16 protein-coding genes and 1 riboswitch are annotated in these 16,545 nt (G+C 60.5%); of the genes, 6 read left to right on the plus strand and 10 right to left on the minus strand.

The window, feature by feature from the left end:
- Position 1: 1 nt before the first annotated feature.
- From ED236_RS08550 to mshL, 4 genes are read right to left on the minus strand one after another with little or no spacing between them, the layout of a single operon-like run.
- A complete protein-coding gene (locus ED236_RS08550) occupies positions 2 to 1,573 on the minus strand; it encodes a hypothetical protein (RefSeq protein ID WP_123237556.1) in 1,572 nt (523 codons plus the stop codon).
- Positions 1,574 to 1,582: 9 nt separating this feature from the next.
- Complete coding sequence (locus ED236_RS08555; protein WP_123237557.1) at positions 1,583 to 2,788, minus strand: type II secretion system F family protein; 1,206 nt, start codon at positions 2,786 to 2,788, stop codon at positions 1,583 to 1,585.
- A 25-nt stretch (positions 2,789 to 2,813) separates the two neighbouring features.
- Positions 2,814 to 4,514: a GspE/PulE family protein gene (locus tag ED236_RS08560; protein WP_123237558.1), complete on the minus strand. Its 1,701-nt coding sequence runs from the start codon at positions 4,512 to 4,514 to the stop codon at positions 2,814 to 2,816.
- Entirely contained in the window at positions 4,501 to 6,249 is a 1,749-nt protein-coding gene (gene mshL / locus ED236_RS08565) for a pilus (MSHA type) biogenesis protein MshL (RefSeq protein WP_240032088.1), read from the minus strand. The genes ED236_RS08560 and mshL overlap by 14 nt, the downstream gene beginning before the upstream one ends.
- A gap of 343 nt (positions 6,250 to 6,592) precedes the next feature.
- Between mshL and cobT the strand changes: the two genes are divergently transcribed.
- The 3 genes from cobT to cobC are packed head-to-tail and all read left to right on the plus strand — an operon-like array spanning position 6,593 to position 8,966.
- Entirely contained in the window at positions 6,593 to 7,639 is a 1,047-nt protein-coding gene (gene cobT / locus ED236_RS08570; protein ID WP_123237559.1) for a nicotinate-nucleotide--dimethylbenzimidazole phosphoribosyltransferase, read from the plus strand.
- Positions 7,639 to 8,403 (plus strand): adenosylcobinamide-GDP ribazoletransferase, encoded by a 765-nt coding sequence (locus ED236_RS08575; protein ID WP_123237560.1) that lies wholly within the window; start codon positions 7,639 to 7,641, stop codon positions 8,401 to 8,403. The genes cobT and ED236_RS08575 overlap by 1 nt, the downstream gene beginning before the upstream one ends.
- Complete coding sequence (cobC, locus tag ED236_RS08580; protein WP_123237561.1) at positions 8,400 to 8,966, plus strand: alpha-ribazole phosphatase; 567 nt, start codon at positions 8,400 to 8,402, stop codon at positions 8,964 to 8,966. Before ED236_RS08575 ends, cobC begins: the two co-directional genes overlap by 4 nt.
- Here cobC and cobU read toward each other — a convergent pair.
- The 4 genes from cobU to ED236_RS08600 form a co-directional block, all read right to left on the minus strand.
- Entirely contained in the window at positions 8,950 to 9,483 is a 534-nt protein-coding gene (gene cobU / locus ED236_RS08585) for a bifunctional adenosylcobinamide kinase/adenosylcobinamide-phosphate guanylyltransferase (protein WP_123237562.1), read from the minus strand. The genes cobC and cobU overlap by 17 nt on opposite strands.
- Before the next feature lie 5 nt (positions 9,484 to 9,488).
- A complete protein-coding gene (locus tag ED236_RS08590) occupies positions 9,489 to 10,304 on the minus strand; it encodes a cobalamin-binding protein (protein ID WP_123237563.1) in 816 nt (271 codons plus the stop codon).
- Between the two features lie 78 nt (positions 10,305 to 10,382).
- Positions 10,383 to 10,988, minus strand: a complete 606-nt coding sequence (locus ED236_RS08595) for a hypothetical protein (RefSeq protein WP_193726084.1) — start codon at positions 10,986 to 10,988, stop codon at positions 10,383 to 10,385.
- Between the two features lie 99 nt (positions 10,989 to 11,087).
- Positions 11,088 to 12,932 carry a TonB-dependent receptor domain-containing protein gene (locus ED236_RS08600; protein ID WP_240032089.1) on the minus strand — a complete coding sequence of 615 codons (1,845 nt, stop codon included), beginning with the start codon at positions 12,930 to 12,932 and terminating at the stop codon, positions 11,088 to 11,090.
- Between the two features lie 140 nt (positions 12,933 to 13,072).
- A riboswitch (cobalamin riboswitch) is annotated at positions 13,073 to 13,288 on the minus strand.
- Positions 13,289 to 13,370: 82 nt separating this feature from the next.
- Between ED236_RS08600 and ED236_RS08605 the strand changes: the two genes are divergently transcribed.
- Together ED236_RS08605 and ED236_RS08610 are read left to right on the plus strand one after the other, a co-directional pair.
- Positions 13,371 to 13,571: a hypothetical protein gene (locus ED236_RS08605; protein ID WP_123237565.1), complete on the plus strand. Its 201-nt coding sequence runs from the start codon at positions 13,371 to 13,373 to the stop codon at positions 13,569 to 13,571.
- Positions 13,568 to 13,873 (plus strand): cell division protein ZapA, encoded by a 306-nt coding sequence (locus ED236_RS08610; RefSeq protein ID WP_123237566.1) that lies wholly within the window; start codon positions 13,568 to 13,570, stop codon positions 13,871 to 13,873. Before ED236_RS08605 ends, ED236_RS08610 begins: the two co-directional genes overlap by 4 nt.
- A gap of 306 nt (positions 13,874 to 14,179) precedes the next feature.
- On the opposite strand, the gene ED236_RS08615 is transcribed toward ED236_RS08610, so the two are convergent.
- The gene (locus ED236_RS08615) at positions 14,180 to 14,545 is read right to left on the minus strand and encodes a DUF2237 family protein (protein WP_123237567.1); all 366 of its coding nucleotides are present in this window, start codon (positions 14,543 to 14,545) and stop codon (positions 14,180 to 14,182) included.
- Positions 14,546 to 14,656: 111 nt separating this feature from the next.
- Here ED236_RS08615 and ED236_RS08620 point away from each other — a divergent pair, with 111 nt between their 5' ends.
- Positions 14,657 to 15,127 carry an EVE domain-containing protein gene (locus ED236_RS08620; RefSeq protein ID WP_123237568.1) on the plus strand — a complete coding sequence of 157 codons (471 nt, stop codon included), beginning with the start codon at positions 14,657 to 14,659 and terminating at the stop codon, positions 15,125 to 15,127.
- Positions 15,128 to 15,266: 139 nt separating this feature from the next.
- Here ED236_RS08620 and ED236_RS08625 read toward each other — a convergent pair whose 3' ends face one another.
- Positions 15,267 to 16,394 carry a cytochrome D1 domain-containing protein gene (locus tag ED236_RS08625; protein ID WP_123237569.1) on the minus strand — a complete coding sequence of 376 codons (1,128 nt, stop codon included), beginning with the start codon at positions 16,392 to 16,394 and terminating at the stop codon, positions 15,267 to 15,269.
- Positions 16,395 to 16,545 lie beyond the last annotated feature (151 nt).

The following is a 16,545-nucleotide window of genomic DNA, read 5'->3' on the forward strand; positions in this document are numbered from 1 at the left end:
CTCATGTAGGTGAGCCCCCGGCAAACAGTCTTACACGTAGCTCGAACGAGGACGGCTTGGCGGCCTGCCGGGGCTGGATCAGTATTTCCTTGCCATTGCCGCCTGTGCTGAGCAGTTCGATCTGTGTGAACGCCGGGTCAGCGTTGAACCTGTTTAGCAGCGTCTCCAGCTCACTGCTTTGCAGCTGCAAGTGCAAGCGCAATTCGGTCAGCGCTGCCTGCTCGCCAGCGCCAGTCCCTGAACCTGGCCTTGAAGCAGCCTGTGTATCATGCAATTCGATCAGCTGTGTGCTCCGATCGGGCTGCAGGCTATGCCAATGCAGTTGCATCAAGCTGACTTGCGGCAAGGCTTCCAGCACCAGGCCCACATGCTGAAGGATCTGAGCTGCGCCAGGCTGCGGCTGATGCAGTGCTTGTTCCAGTTGCGTCATGGGCGTGGTGTTAGCGGGCGCTGGGCTGGCGTTGGTCGTGCGGCTGTCCAGTGCAGCCAAGCGCGCTGCTGGTCGCTCACTCAGCCGCTTTGCTTCCAGCAAGGTGGGCGTTGCATAGAGGGTGGCTGTCAACAGGCTGCAGGCCGAGAGCATGCCCAGGCTGCAGCGCCAGCGGTATAAATGCAGTGCCAGCTGGCGACGGGCCGGGATCAGGTTGGGCAAGCGGCCAAGCTTGCCTGAGCTGCACAGCAGCAAGGGGTAAGCCGCCCATGCGTTTTCCAGAATGTGCTGGTGCGGGATCAGTTGCGCGGGATCAGCACGTCGCCAGGTCTCCGGGTCGTGATCTGTGGCAGGCAGCGCTGGCCAGTGCAGATACACACTGTCCACCAGCACCACCGTCAACGGCTTGTCGCTCTGTATCCAGCCCTGCTGTTGCAGATGCTTGCGCAGGCGCTGGGTTTCCTCCACACAACTGGCGAGGCAGGCGGCTGGGTCTTGCTGACTGGGCAATAGCCGGCAGGCGATGACCTCCCCATGACGGATAAAGGTCTGGCGCAGTTGTTGCGGCAACACTTCGTAACATACGGTCTGTACGATCGGCAGGCTCAGTCTGGTGAGTAACCGGGTTAGCAGACTGGGGGCCGCGATCAGGTGGGCGAGGCGGTACTGCAGTCGATCTAGCAGATCCAGACAGGACTGCAGACGGCTGGAGGGGGTCAATGCCATCAGCAGGCCGTTGTGTTCAGCGTTGTTCCCGGTTGGGTCGCCTGCCACCGCCGTATGCTTTGAATGCAGGCCCAACTGACTCAACCGTTGTGCGCAACGTAGTTCGGCGTCCGGGTAGGCCAGCGCCAGCCGCCTTTGCAGCAGCTGGGTCAGGGCGCGTCCGCGGCAAGGGGGTATGGATTCCAGACGCAATTCCAGCGAGCCATCCATGGCGATCAGTGTGAGACGGTCACGGCGATAGCGCTGCAGATAAGCCTGCAGCCCGGCTGCATCGTCTGCTGCAAACTGCTGGTAATCGCTTGCACGGCCAAATCGGTAGCGGGCCAGGCTGATATGGTGCTGAGCGATGCATAAGCCAATGTGGCTGACGTTGAGCCCGCTGAAGCTGATCTGGCTGAAGCTGATCTTATTGAACATGGTGGCTGCTCAGAGTGGCAGATGCCCGAGGCTGTCATACACCGGGCTCAGCACGGCGAACATGATGCCTGCCAGCAATAGCCCCAGTATCACCGTGAGTAGCGGTTCCACCAGCCTTAGCAGAGTGTCCACCGCATCATTCACTTCGCGTTCATAGAAGCGGCTGACGTTCAGCAAGGCGCGGTCCAGTGCCCCGGTCTGTTCGCCCACACGCACCATGCGCACCACCAGCGCGGGCATGCTGCCCGTGCGCTGGAAACTCTCTGCCAGGCCAGTGCCTGCATGGATATGCTGTTCAATGTGATGTAGTGCCAAAGCAAGTGAGCGGTTACTGACCAGCGCCCTGCACAGCGCCAGTATCTGCAGCACCGGGATGCCAGCCTGATACATCAGGCTGAAGTTGCGCGCATAGCGTGCCATCTGCATCTTCTTTAACAGCTCGCCGCATACTGGCAAGCGTAAGGTCAGGCGGTCCCAGTACAGCGCCGCACCGGGGTGGCGGCGCAACATCACAGGGGTCACGAAGGTCAGCCCGGCCAGCACGCTCAATATCCAGGGCCAATAGGCACGCATCAGGTCGGCACTGGCGATCAGTATGCGGGTCTGCAATGGCAGCTCCTGTCCCAGGCTGCTGAGGAAGCTGGCCATCTGCGGCACCATATAATTCAGCAGGAATATCACCACCGCCAGCACCACAACAAGCACGAAGGCTGGGTAGGCAAGCAAGTGCTTGCCCTGCGAACGCAGCGCCTGTTCCCAGCTCAGGCTGCTAGCCAGCTGTTGCAGGATCAGCGTCAGCTGGCCGCTATGCTCACCGGCTGCGACCAGGTTGATGAACACCGGTCCAAAGATGCCCGGATAGGCGTGCATGGCTTGCGATAGCGACTGACCGGACTCGATCTGCTGGATCAGTGCCGCCAGCAACAGCTGCAGGCCGCCAGGCTCACAAGCAGCACGGATGTCGTCCAGCGCTTGCAGCATGGGCACGCCAGCGCTGAGCAGTTGTTCGAGCTGGATGCAGAAGGTGAGCAGCTCACGCTGGTTCACGCGTATTGTGCTGGAAGCCCGCTTGCGGCTGACGCGAAAGCTCACCAGCTCCAGGCCTTGCTGGTGCAAGCGCAGTGTCAGTTCCCGGTCGTGACTGGCGTGCAACTGCCCGCGGCAGAGTCGCCCCTCACGGTCGATGGCGCGGTAGTGAAAACTCAGCATCATCATGCCCTTGTGCTTTGGCGGCTAGTCATCAGCTCTCGGGCTCCAGGTCGACCACGCGCATCACTTCCTGCAGGCTGCTGACGCCTTGCAGCACCTGTTGTCGGGCTGCACTGGCCAGGGTTTGCAGCCCATCGGTGCGGGCCTGTTGCTGCAAGGCATGCAAGCTGGCTTGTTGTTCGATCAGGCGGTCCAGTGCAGCGCTGACTTTCAGCACTTCCATGATGGCCAGCCTGCCGCGATAGCCAGTGTGCTGGCATTGCGTACAACCTACAGCACGGTACAGCAGCACGGGCTCATGCGGCGCGCTTCCCTGAAGTGTCTGTGGCGGCAAGGCCAGCAGGCGACAAGAGACGGTATCCGCTACATAGGCGCCACGGCAATGCAGACACAACTTCCTGATCAGGCGCTGTGCCACGATGCCGATGAGGTTGCCAGCCAACAAGGCAGGCCGTAGCCCCAGGTCTTGCAGGCGCGCGAATGCGCCCAGCGCAGAGTTGCTATGCAGCGTGGAATAGACTTGATGGCCGGTCATGGCGGCACGCAGCGCCATCTGGGCGGTTTCGGCATCGCGCATCTCGCCCACCAGGATCACGTCTGGATCCTGTCGTAACAAAGAGCGTATGCCACTGGAGAAATCCAGTTTGGCGGCTTCGCTAAGCGAGGTCTGACGTAGCAGACTGACCGGGTATTCGACCGGATCTTCCAGCGTCATGATGTTGACCGAGATGCTGTTCTTGAGCGCTAACAGTGAATACAGCGTGCTGGTTTTGCCGCTGCCGGTAGGGCCGGTGAAGATCAGCATGCCTTCGGGTTTTTGCAGCATGGCTTGCAGTTGTTTCAAGGTGGCTTCGGGCAGGCCCATCGCGGCCAGAGACAGGATGGATTTTTCACGATCCAGCACCCGCAGCACCAGGTTTTCGCCATGGATGGTGGGGTGGCTGGCCACACGGAAATCGATGTTGCGCCCGCACAGCGTAAGGTGCAAATGACCATCCTGCGCAGCGCGGGTTTCAGCGATATCGAGGCCACTGATGACTTTGAGGCGGATCAGCAAGGCTGACCAGTAACGTTTGTGCAGACTGCGCACCTGCTGCAACACGCCGTCGATGCGGTAGCGCAGGCGCAGGTAGGCGGCTTCCGGTTCAAAGTGGATATCGGAAGCGCCTCGTTTTACCGCATCCAGCAGCAGTGCTTCGACCAGCTGGGCTACTGCTGGCACGGCCTGATCTTGGGAGTTCCCTTGTTCCATGGCGGCTAACAAAGGTTCCAGGCTCAGCGCGTAGCCGTAATGCTGATCCAGATATCGGCTGATCTGGCTGTGCGCGGCGAACCGGAGTTCCAGCTGACCGCCAGCAGGTAATTGCGCCTGCAGGCGGTCCAGCGTTGCCAGAGGCGGCATATCGCTGATGGCCAGGCTTAGCCGCGCCTGCGTGGCCTCATAGCGGATGCCCAGCACATGGTGCTGGCGCGACAAGGCAGGCGTGATCATCGCCAGCGCCTGGGGCTCCGGGCTGGTTTGGTCCAGGTCCACATATTCCACATGAAACTGTGCCGCCAGTTGCTGCGTCAGCAGGGCTTCACTGATGAAGCCAAGGCGCAGTAACTGCTCACCGAGGCGCAGGCGGCTGAGCGTCTGCTCCTGCAGGGCGATCTGCAACTGGTCGGGGCTGAGGTGCCCGGCTTGCAGTAGCTGTTGCCCCAGTGTCAAGGCGGCATCAAAAGGTCGCATGGAGCAGATCGTCCTCGTCAGTATCGGGGAAGGATGCGGGCTGCTGAGCAGTCAAAGCGGCTGGTGCGGGCTCACTCACCACCACGGGGCGCAGAAAGATCACCAGTTCCGATTTTTTCTGCAATTCGGCTTTGCCGGTGAACAGTTTTCCCAGCAAGGGCAGGCGGTGCAGGCCCGGCACCTGGTCACGGTTATCACGTTGTTCGTCCTGCATCAGCCCGCCCAGGATCGCCGTTTCACCGCTGCTCACATGCAACAGCGATTCCATCTCGCGTACCTGAATGATGGGGATGCTGGAGGCGATGCGGTTGCCGTTCACCACCAGGCTGGGGTTCGGGTCCTGCACATCCCGCACAAAGCGCGAGATGGTGGGGCGTACATTCAGCATCACCTGTTGCGTGCTGCTGATGTGGGGCGTCACGCTCATCACCACGCCGACCGGCACGGTATGCGGTGTGGTGGTGAACACGGTGTTGAGGTTGGTCTGGGTCTGGCTGGTTTGCGCCTCAATAGTGAAATACACCAGGTTATCCACCACCTTGAGCACCGCCGTCTGGTTGTTGAGTACCCGTAGCCTGGGGCTGGACAGCACGCGCGTGGTGCCGAACTGTTGCAACAGGGTGATGGCAGCGCTAAGGTTGGCCAGGATGCCGCTGCCGGTATAGGTGTAGCCAGCGCGGAATTGCGAATTGGGGCTGGGCGCGGAAGGGTCGGTGATGCCGGGACGCAAGGACTGGCGGATAAACAGGCCGTTATCCTCGCCGCCCTGTGCGATGCGGCTCCAGTCTATGCCGGCCTGAAAGGCATCGCGCAGCTCGACCTCCACGATGGATGCCTCGATCATCACCTGGCGTCTGGCGCTTTGCATGATGCGGTCCAGCAGGGCCGCCACTTTTTTGTGCTGCTTCTCAGTGGCAAGCACACTGAGGATGCCGGTTTCGGTGTTGGCGATCACATTCGTCCTGAGGGTTTTGCTGCCAGTGCTGTCTGCGACAGTTGGGCGCTGTTCCGCCGGGTTGCTGATGGTTGCTGCGCTTGGTGGCATGCCGGGGATGGCCGGTGCCGGTGCGCTAACAGGCGCTGATATACTGCGTTCAGCGACAAGTTCGCCCAGCAGCGACTGGACGTTGCGCAGCAGCGATTCCCAGAAATGATGTCTGGAACTGCTGGCCACCTGAGTACGTGAGCCATTGGCATTGCTGCTGGCAGGCAGGGTGCTGGTTCTGCCCGTGGCGCTGCCTGTGGTCGCGATCTCCGATGCGGCGCCAACTGACAGGCTGGTGTCGCGGCTGAGGTTGAGGTAGTCCACGGCGTAATGCCGCACCACTGGCCGGTCAGGGCGTATGCTCAGCACGTCCTCATCCAGGCGGTAGCTGATGTCGGATTGATTGGCTAGCCGCTGCAGGATACGGTGCAGCGGCTGATCCAGTGCATGCAGCGTGGCTTTGCCATCGATAGCCGGATCGATGTCCATATTGAGTTGATTGTCGCGTGCCAGTGCGAACAGGATCTCTTTGACCGGCACCTCGTGCACCACCACGCTGAAGTGCTGCTGCATGAAGGCGGGCATAGGCTTGACCGTGTCATGCAGGGTGGTTTCAGCGGCCGGGCTACTGGCTGTCTCAAGTGCAACCAGCGGTGCCGGGTTGGTGATGGGCTGAGGTGCAGCTGGAGACAGGCAGCTACATAAGCACAAGGCGCTTGTGACGATGCCAGCTTTGACCAGAACGCGCATGGAGGACGGCGCAATTTATGGCTGGTTTAGCAGGCAAACCAGCAGGCAGAGCGCGAGTAGACAAGCAGCGAGCAGGCCAGTCTGGGCAGGCTCTGCCGGGCGCCTGACGCGATGGCATTTTTACTGTGAGTCATGGTGCTCTCCTTGGCGGTCTTAAGCGCCCGCAACGTCATCACGGGTTAGAATGGATGCAGGCAGCGCTTCTGTCATGTCGTGCCAGTCTACGTGCATGCTCAAGCAAGCAATATTGCCTGCTCTGGTGCAGCAGCTCGCCGTGTGGCGGCGCACTGAGCGGTGCCTGGAATAAAGTGATTAACACCTTTCTACTGTAAGTGAGCCCTGATTGCGTATACCCGATATCCTTCCTTTGAATCAGACCGGTGAGCTTGCTCAAGCATTAGCGGCCAGTATCGACCACAAAACAAAACCTTTGGGGGCGCTGGGCCAGCTGGAAAAACTGGCCTTGCAGATCGGCCTGGTGCAGCAAAGCTGCACGCCCGGATTGCAGCGTCCAGTGATGCTGGTGTTCGCGGCAGACCATGGCATCGCCGAAACCGGGGTGAGCCCGTTCCCGCAGGCGGTGACGCAGCAGATGGTGCTGAACTTCCTGGCTGGCGGTGCCGCCATCAATGTGTTCGCGCGCCAGGCGGGCATGCAGTTGCGTGTGGTGGATGCGGGGGTGAACCACGTGTTTGAACCTTGTCCGGCCTTGATCGATGCCAAGGTGGCGATGGGTACCGCCAATTTTCTGCACAGCCCGGCCATGACGGCTGCGCAATGCGCAACGGCTGTGCAGCGCGGCATGGCATTGGCCAGTGCCGAGATCGAAGCGGGCACTAACATCCTCGCATTTGGCGAGATGGGCATCGCCAATACCAGCTCGGCGGCCGCGTTGATGAGCGTGCTGTGCGAGCTGCCGGTGCACCAGTGCGCCGGGCGTGGTACTGGTCTGGATGATGTGGGCCTGCAACACAAGATCAGCATCATCGAGCAAGCGCTCGCACACCATGCGTTGCCGCGCGATGACGTGAAGCAGGTACTGGCTACGCTGGGCGGTTTTGAGATCGCCATGATGGCGGGCGCCATGCTGGCCAGTGCGGAGCGACGCGCGTTGATCATTGTGGATGGGTTTATCGCAAGCTCCGCCTTGCTGGTGGCCGCGCGCCTGCAGCCTGCCGTGCTGGATTATTGCGTGTTCGCACATTGTTCGGGCGAGGCAGGCCACCGCTTGTTGCTCTCGCAGCTGGGTACACGTCCTTTGCTGGATCTGGGCTTGCGCCTGGGCGAAGGTACCGGCGCGGCATTGGCTTACCCTCTGGTGCAGGCAGCGGTGAATTTCCTCAACGAGATGGCCTCGTTCGCGTCCGCCCAAGTGTCGGGGCCAGCCTGATGTGGCGCGATGAGTGGCGTTATTTTCTGACCGCGCTGATGTTCTTCACGCGGGTGCCGGTGCAGCTTCGCGATTATCGTGAAACTGATCTCAACCGGTCCACGCGCTATTTCCCCTTGATCGGTGTGCTGGTAGGCGTTGTCGCGGCCGCCGTGTTCTGGCTGGCGGGGAAGCTGGTGCCCTATGATATCGCCATCCTGCTCAGCATGATTGCCACCATCCTGCTGACCGGTGCCTTCCACGAAGATGGTCTGGCCGACGCCGCTGACGGGCTGGGCGGCGGCGTGGACAAGGAGCAGGCGCTCACCATCATGCAGGATTCGCGCATCGGCAGTTATGCTGCCATCGTGCTGGTGATGGCCTTGCTGTTGAAGTTTCACCTGCTGGCGCTGATCCGCCCCGATGTGTTGATGCTGGCCCTGATCGCAGGGCACAGTCTGAGTCGCTACATGGCGGTGCTGGTGATCGTGACACAGTCCTATGTGCGCTCCTCGGGGAAATCCAAGCCATTGGCGACGCGCCTGCAGAGTGGCGATGTCTTGCTGGCTTCCTTGTTCGGCCTATTGCCCGTGATCTGGATGGGGCTGCACTTTGGCGAGGGTTTGCTGGCTTATGTGCTGCTGCCGGTGCTGGTGATGTGGGCCTGGTTCAGCTACAAACTGCACCGCCGTCTGGGCGGCTACACCGGCGACTGTCTGGGCGCGACGCAGCAACTCACGGAACTGGCGTTCTATCTGGGTGTGCTGGCCTGGAGCGTGGCGTGAACCTTTACTTGCTGCGACACACCCAGCCCGATGTGGCGCCCGGCATCTGTTACGGACAGACCGATCTGGGCTTGGCTGCCAGCTTTGATGCCGAGTTGCAGCGTATCCGCGCTGGTCTCGCAGAGGTCCATGTAGACCACGTGCACAGCAGTCCCTTGCAGCGTTGCCAGCGTCTGGCAGCGGCGCTGGCTGCGGGCAAGGTGCATCAGGACCCGCGTCTGATGGAGCTGGATTTCGGTGAATGGGAATTACAGCTCTGGGAAACCATTCCACGCGGTCTGGTGGAGGTGTGGACGGAGGATTATGTGCAGCATGCGCCACCCGGTGGAGAATCCTTCTTTGATTTGCAGCAGCGTGCGATAAGCTTCTTTGACGAAGTGAGCGCTAACAACGAGGATCTGTTGGTGGTCACCCACGCTGGCGTGATACGCGCCTTGCTGGCGCATGCCCTCAACATGCAGTTGCTGGATGCCTTCCGTCTGCGTGTGGATTACGGCAGTCTGTCGCAGCTGGAGCTGCAGGATGGTCGAGTGACCGTGTCCGCGGTCAACCGGCGCTTTTAAGCGTGAGCGGCAAGCCTGCCGCCATGAACAACACCTGCTCGCAGCGGGCGGCAACGGCCTGATTCAAGCGGCCTTGCAGGTCCTGGAACTGGCGGTTGATCGCCCCCAGCGGCACGATGCCCATGCCCACTTCGTTGCTCACCAGGATCAGCTGCCCCGGCAGTGCCTGCAGTGCGGCCAACAAGGCCGCTTGCTCGGCTTCCCAACTGGAACTGGCAGGCGGCTGGCAATCTGCGCAGATCCACTGCGCCAGCCACACCGTCAGGCAATCGACGATGATGCAGGCATCGGGGCTGGCATGCTGACGCAGTGTTTCAGCCAGAAAATGCGGCGCTTCCACCAATCGCCACTCGGCCGGCCGGCGTTGCTGATGCTGCTGGATGCGCGCTGCGAATTCCGCATCGTAGACTTGCGCCGTGGCGATGTAGGTGACGGGCAGGCCGCTGGCATGGGCCAGCGCTTCGGCATGCGCGCTTTTGCCGGAACGGGCGCCGCCCAGGATCAGGGTGGTGGTCATGATGGTTAATCCCAGTGTTTGCTGAACAGTTGCCGTGCCGCCCACTGGCGCACGATGGATTGTAGCTGCGGCAGCCCATGGGTGATCACGGACGGGCCGGGCTGCAGGATATCTGCTGATTTGATCTCGTGGATGGCGCCGTTACGCACCGCCGGGATGGCCTGCCAGCCTGGCCGCTGCATCAGCTGTTCGGGCTGGAATTTCTTGCCGCACCAGGAGGCGATGATGATGTCGGGCTGACGACGGATGACCTCATCCGCGTCGGCGATGATGCGGTGTTTGGCCTGCGCTTGTGCTGACAAGTCGGCGAAACAGTCATGGCCACCGGCCAGCGCTATCAGCTCTGCCACCCAGCCCACGCCGCTGATCATGGGGCTGTCCCATTCTTCGAAATAAATGCTGGGACGTGCCGCCAACTCGCTGGCACTGTCGTGTGCTTCGGCCATGGTCTGGTTCAGCTGCGCGATCAGCGCCTGTGCCTGGGCACTGGCATCAACCAGAGCGCCCAGCGTGGCGATCATGCGCAAGATGCCGTCCAGTGTGCGCTGGTTGAAGGCATGCACTTCAATGCCTGCCTTGATCAGCGTGGCGGCGATGTCAGCCTGCAGGTCGGTGCAGGTCAGCACCAGGTCAGGCTGCAGTGCCAGCACCTTGGCGATGTTGGCACTGGTGTATGCACTGACGCGTGGTTTCTCGCGTCTGGCGATGGTCGGGCGCGTGGTGTAACCGGAGATACCCGCGATGCGATGCTGCTGACCGAGCAGATACAGCACCTCGGTGGTTTCGGTGGTCAGGCAGACGATGCGTTGAGGGCTCAGCATGGACTCAGTCCTGTGACAGGGCTAAAAAGCAAAAAGGCCGCACCAGTTGTACCGGTCGGCCTTCAGCGGCGGGCTCGATCAGTGCGCGCTGGACTTGTTGGCAGCAATCACGCGGGTGGCGATCATGGGGCTGGCGATCACACCTGCACTGCGCAAGCTGCGCACGACCACCCACTGGGCTGCCAGATACATCATGGTGTAGCCCAGATAAGCAGGCAGGTATTCCCAGCCATGACGCAGCGCTTCGATCACCCCTTCGTCGGGGAAGCGGCCGGAGTACAGATAATAGCTCTGCGTGGAGATGATGAAAGCAACGGCGGTGGTGACCATGCCAGTCACGGCATACGGCAGCAGCGCGTAGGCATCGGCAATGCCAGCCAGCCAGCGACCACCCAGCCACATCACCGCGTAGGTCGGGATCATGCCCCAGTAGCCCGGCGTCAGGCAGAAAGCGTAGAAGCTGTTGAGCCCGGCAGCGCCAAAGTCGATCATGGCCGCCAGTGCCAGCAGGGCCACGAACCAGCGCACGCGTTGCAGATACAAGCCGCCCAGCAGGAACAGGGCCAGGCTGGCATCCGGCAGTGAAACGCTGGTCAGCACATGGCTGCCACGCGTGACCAGCATCAGGATCACGATGCCGGCGGCGATGCTCAGCGTGGAAAGGGTGGAACGGGCATTATTCATCTAAGTCTCCAACCGTTGCCTGGCCGGTTTTCACGGCAGGCAACACGATTCATATTAGGTTTGCATCATATCATTTCGCCCCACGCCAGCACAGCCAGCTTAGCGTTGCGCCGGCTGCCAGCGCAGGCTGACGAACACATTGGTACCCGCCGTGTTGTAGATGAAACCGCCAGTAGCCGGATTGCCGTCGAAAGACAGCGCATAGTCCTTGTCCAGCACGTTGTTGAGGCGTGCCAGCACGGTCCAGTCCTGGTTCAGCTTGTAGTCGGCCAGCAGGTTCAGCGTGGCATAACCTGCCAGGCGCTGCGTATTGGCGGCGTCGTTGTAACGCTCGGAGCTGGCCAGTACTTCGGTGCCCCAGCGCCAGTTACCGACTTGTTGCAAAGCACTGAAGTTGGCATGACGGTTGGCACGGCGTACCAGTAGCTTGTCGGTGTCTTCATCGCGTGGCGACTGGATATCGATACTGGCGTTGAAGCGCCAGTTGTCCCAGCGCTGTGTGCCCGCCAGCGTCAGGCCCTGGATGCGGGCTTCGTTCACGTTGAAGATGAACGGGGCGCTGGTGAAGTCGAGTGCGATCAGGTCACGGATGCGGTTCTCGTACACGGTCAGCGAAGCATTGCGGGTGGCGGTGTCATAACGCAGCGTCGCTTCGATATTACGTGATTGCTCCGGCTTCAGGTTGGGGTTGCTGAAGCCTGGGAAGAACAGGTCATTGAAGCTGGGCGCCTTGAATGCGGTGCCATAGTTGGCCGTGGCGCGCCATTCCGGGGTGATGCTGTAGCCATAACCCAGGCCGCCGGTCTGATGCGTGTCGTACTGTGAGCTTTTGTCCACGCGATAGCTGGCTTGCAGGGAGTGACGGTCCAGGTTGAGCAGGTAGCTGGCCAGATAGCCGTCGTTGCTGCGTGTGTCACGGTCGAAGCTGGTGGTGGAATCCACACGCTCTTCCAGCCTGTCGTACAGCAGCGTGAGGGTGCCCACCGGCAGGCGGATGTCATTCTGCCAGCTGAACTGCTGCTGCTTGGTTTCGAACAGGCTGCGGCCGAATTCCTGGAAGCTTTCCGACTCATCCATGCCGCTACCCAGCTTGAGGGTGGACAACCAGCGGCTGGTGAATTGATTGCGGCTGGTGATGGCCACGGTCTGCTGGGTGAGTTTGGTGCGGTCGGAGAAGTTGGTCGCATTGAAGCGGCTGTCGAAGCGTGCGCCGCCTTCGCTGCGGAACAGCTGGATGCCGACTTCGTGGTTCTCGTTGATGCGGTGCGACAGGTTGCCGCTCAGCGCCAGGTTGTGATAACCGTCGTTGTCGCGGAAGCGCGGGTCGCGCGTCTTCAATGCCGAGTAGCCGCGCGTGTCATAGCTGGATACATTGAACGCATAGCTGGTGTCGCCTACGCTGCCACTCACGCCCGCGTCTGCGGTCTTGGTGTCATAGCTGCCATAGCCGGCGCTGGCACGGAACGAGGGGCTGCCACCACCTTTGCGTGTGAAGATCTGGATCACGCCACCGATGGCATCCGCGCCATACTGGCTGGAGGCCGGGCCGCGCACGATCTCGATACGGTCGATCTGCGCCAGTGGCAGGTTCTCGAACGCGGTGGTGCCCAGTGTGGCAGAGTTCACGCGTATGCCATCGATGAGCACGACCACGTGGTTGGAGTTGGTGCCGCGCATGAATACGCTGCTGATCTTGCCTGGCCCGCCGTTGGAGGAGATCTCGATCCCAGGCTGGGTTTGCAGCAGTTCGACCAGCGAGGCCGAGCCGGCCAGGTCGATATCGTCACGCGTGATCACGCTGATGTCGCGCAAACTGTCGCTGGCGCGTTCGTTGATGCGGTTGGCCGTGACCACCACTTCGTCGATCTGTAACTGGGTTTCTGTCGCGTAGGCGTTGATGGAGAACAGCAAGCCTGCGAGGCTTGCCGCGATATGAGTATGCATGGTCATCCCTTGAGCGCCTGCGACCCCGCAGGCGTAAAGCCAGTAATCTTGGAACACAGGGGATGATCAGCAGCAGGTCGTGGCCAGGTCTGGTGGCCCAGACTGCACAACGCGTCGCAAAACCGTCACCCCGCGGTATTTCCAAACATGAGTGACAGGCCGGTCTCCGGGCTCATGCGTCTTGATGGACCGCCTTCCCATGGCTTAACCACAGTGGCATGTTGATCCATCCGCACGCACTTACCGTTGCGGGGGCAGCACAGGCATTGCAAGGTGGATAACCCCGTTGCGCACCTGTTTCCCAGTTTCACCTCGTCGCTGGACAGCGATCTGGCACCTGACAACTTGCATCGATTATAGGTGATGCAGGCAGCCCCGGCAATGACGGTTTCTGGTTAGTGGTTGACCACCCAAACTTTTTGCCTCTATAGTGCTCGCATGGATAAAGAGCTGCAGGCACTGGAGCTGAAACTTGACGAGCTGATCGCAGTCAATGCATCGCTACGCCGTGATAATGCGCGTTTGCGTCAGTCGCTGGTGGAGGCGCAGGTGCAGAAGGATCAGCTGGCGACACAGATGCAGGCGGCAGGCAGCAAGTTGAAAAGCCTGCTGGAGCGTTTGCCGGAGGCGGTGTCATGAGCGAAGTCAAAGGTGTCGAAGTCAATATTCTGGGGCGTGCGTTCACCATCGCCTGCCCTGAGGATGAGCGAGCAGCCTTGTTGGCAGCGGTGGCTTATCTGGATAAGAAGATGAACGACATCCAGGACAGCGGGCGTGTGGTGGGTAGTGAGCGCGTGGCGGTGATGGCGGCGCTGAACCTCAGCCATGAAGTATTGACCGCGCGTAATGGCAATTTCGATGTGGGTGATTTCAAACGCTCGGTGTTGCGCATGAACGACAAGCTGGATGCGGCTCTGGCGCCTCAGGACAAGCTGCTGTAGTTCAGCTTGGATCCGCATACCGCGTTCTTAGGTATCGCGTTTGCTCCAGTATCGCGTTTTTTTGAGGTATCGCGTTTTTTGAGGTATCACTTGGGCCATATATTCCTTGAACGATTCTATGGCATCGGTTTCTGTCTTTTTAGATGTGGTGTGATCGCCCTAAGCCTTGAAACAGAGGTCAGGGGCGAACCTGAAGCATGCTGAGATGGTTACCACTTGAACCTTATGGTTCAGGATGCTGGCCTAGGTGATACCCCAGAGAATGCAGCCCGGCCGCCAGGCCTGGTGTCTGGATGGCCCGGCCGCTCAAGCGCCTAACAGGGCGTGATATTTAAGCTCGGCCAGGCTGGCCACTTCCAATGCGCGTTCATGTGTGGCTTCCAGTACGACGGGCGGCGCCACGCCAGCTTCCACAGCTTCCTGCCAGCGGGCGGCACACAAACACCAGCGATCCCCGGCACGCAGCCCGGCAAAACCGTATTCAGGTCGTGGTGTGCTGAGGTCATTGCCGCGCAAGCGCGAGAATTCCAGAAACTCTGCGGTGACCTGCGCACATACCGTGTGACTGCCGCGATCTTCCGGGCCGGTTTCGCAGCAGCCGTTGCGGGTAAAGCCGGTGAGCGGGTCCAGGCTGCATGTTTGCAGTGCAGTGCCGAGTACATTGAGTGCCATGCTGTTCCTTGTGATGAGTGTCGTCTTCCAGATAAGGTTTGATGATACGACAGCTTGGCCCAGGCTGTGCGCACGTCGCCTATCAACCACCACAGCGAACAAGGAAAGCAGATGCGTTACTGGTTAATGAAATCGGAACCCGGTGATGTTTCCATCGATGATCTGGCGGCCATGCCCGGTCAGACCGTGGACTGGTACGGCATACGCAATTACCAGGCACGCAATTTCATGCGCGACCAGATGCAGCTTGGCGATCTGGCGTTCTTCTACCATTCCAACTGTGACGAGCCTGGCATCGTCGGCATCGTCGAGGTCAGTCATCTTGCCTATCCAGACCGGTTGCAGTTCATCCCCGGGCATAAGTATTTCGACCCCAAATCCACGCCCGAGAACCCGCGCTGGCTGAACGTGGATGTGAAGCTGGTGCGCAAGACGCGCCTGCTGAGTCTGAAAGCGCTGCGCACCTATCCGGAGTTGGAAACCATGCGTATCCTGCAACGCGGCAACCGTCTGTCCATCACCCCGGTGGACCCGCGTGAATGGGCTTTCATCACGGCGCTGCTGGATCAGCCTGCGAGCTGATAGCTTCGCTAGCCGTGTTCAATGCCAGGGCTGGCTGGCCCAGCCTGCAATCGCGGCCCGCCTGCCGTTTAAATGAACAACGCCCCGGATGGGGCGTTGTTCATTCCATGCCCTTATCGAGGGCGGTGAGCCATGACGATCAGGACGGCATGTCCAGGCTGCCTACCGATTTCGGATAGGTGATGATGCCCCATGGCAGTTGCTTGTCGGCGATGCGCTTGGTCACGCTGTGGCTGGCCACGTCGATGACCAGCACTTCATGCGAGCGGCCGCAGGTCAGCAGTAGCTGCTGGTCGTCCGGCGTGAAGGTGAAGTGCCAGCAACGGTCACCCGTGGCCACGCTGTTGATCTTGTCATAGGTCTTGGCGTCATACACTTCCAGTGTCTTGGCCTTGCCTGCCGCCACGTAGATCTTGTCGCCAGCGCGGTTGTAGGCCACGCCGTAAGGGGCTTCGCCAGTGGCGACGGTGCGCACCACGTTGAAGTCCTTATCCAGCACCAGCAGGTTGTTGCCATGTTCCAGCGTGGCCACGTAGCCGCTGCCATCCGGTGCGGCCTTGATGCCACGTGGGCGTACGCCCAGATCTTTGGTCGCGATCGTCTTCAGCAGTTCGCCGGTATTGATGTCATGCACCGTGACCGTGTTGTCGGCTTCGTTGGTGATGATGAGCTTGCTCATGTCGGTAGAGAACTCGATGCCCTCGGTTTCCGGCCCACCGACGATCTCGCGCAGTTTCTTGCCCTGCTTGATATCGACGATGGCGATACGTGCTGGCTCGTCTGCCTCGTCGTCGTCATCTTCTTCTTCATGCACCACTTCGCCTGGCTTGGGTGGTGGGCCGCCCTTGGAGCTGGGCTCGAACGACACATACGCCATTTCGCCTACCACACGCACGAATTCCGGATTCTTGCCGATCTCGACATGCTGCACCAGCTCACCCGTGGCAGCGTCGATGATGGAGATGTTGCCATGGTCCTTGTTGGCGGTGATCAGCAGCTTGCCATCCGCTGTGATGCCGATGCCGCGCGGGCCACCAGCCTTGGTGTCGATGTTGCCTGTGGTTTCCAGCGTGGCCAGGTCGATCACACTGACGCCACCGTCCTGATTGGAAACATAAGCCTTGCCAGCATCGCTGGCAGGGGCGGCGACATCCGCAGCGGTGGTTTCTGGCGTTTGCTCTTTGTCGCCGCAGGCGCTCAGCGCGCTGGCCAATGCCAGCAGCAGCAGGCTACTGCGCAAGCGGGTGTTAGGGTGGGATGTGTTCATGTGTTCAGTTCCTCCATGTTCATTAGAATCGGTCAGGCAGGCTCGTTAAATGCGATGGCCTTCCTTTTTGGTCAAGCAGTCAGCGTATAGGTTCAACTATGCGGTCAAGCGTGGTTAGCCACAATGGCTGACACGATAGCATCCACATGCC

Origin of the sequence: Pseudomethylobacillus aquaticus, assembly GCF_003730115.1 — a bacterium.
Classification (GTDB): domain Bacteria; phylum Pseudomonadota; class Gammaproteobacteria; order Burkholderiales; family Methylophilaceae; genus Pseudomethylobacillus; species Pseudomethylobacillus aquaticus.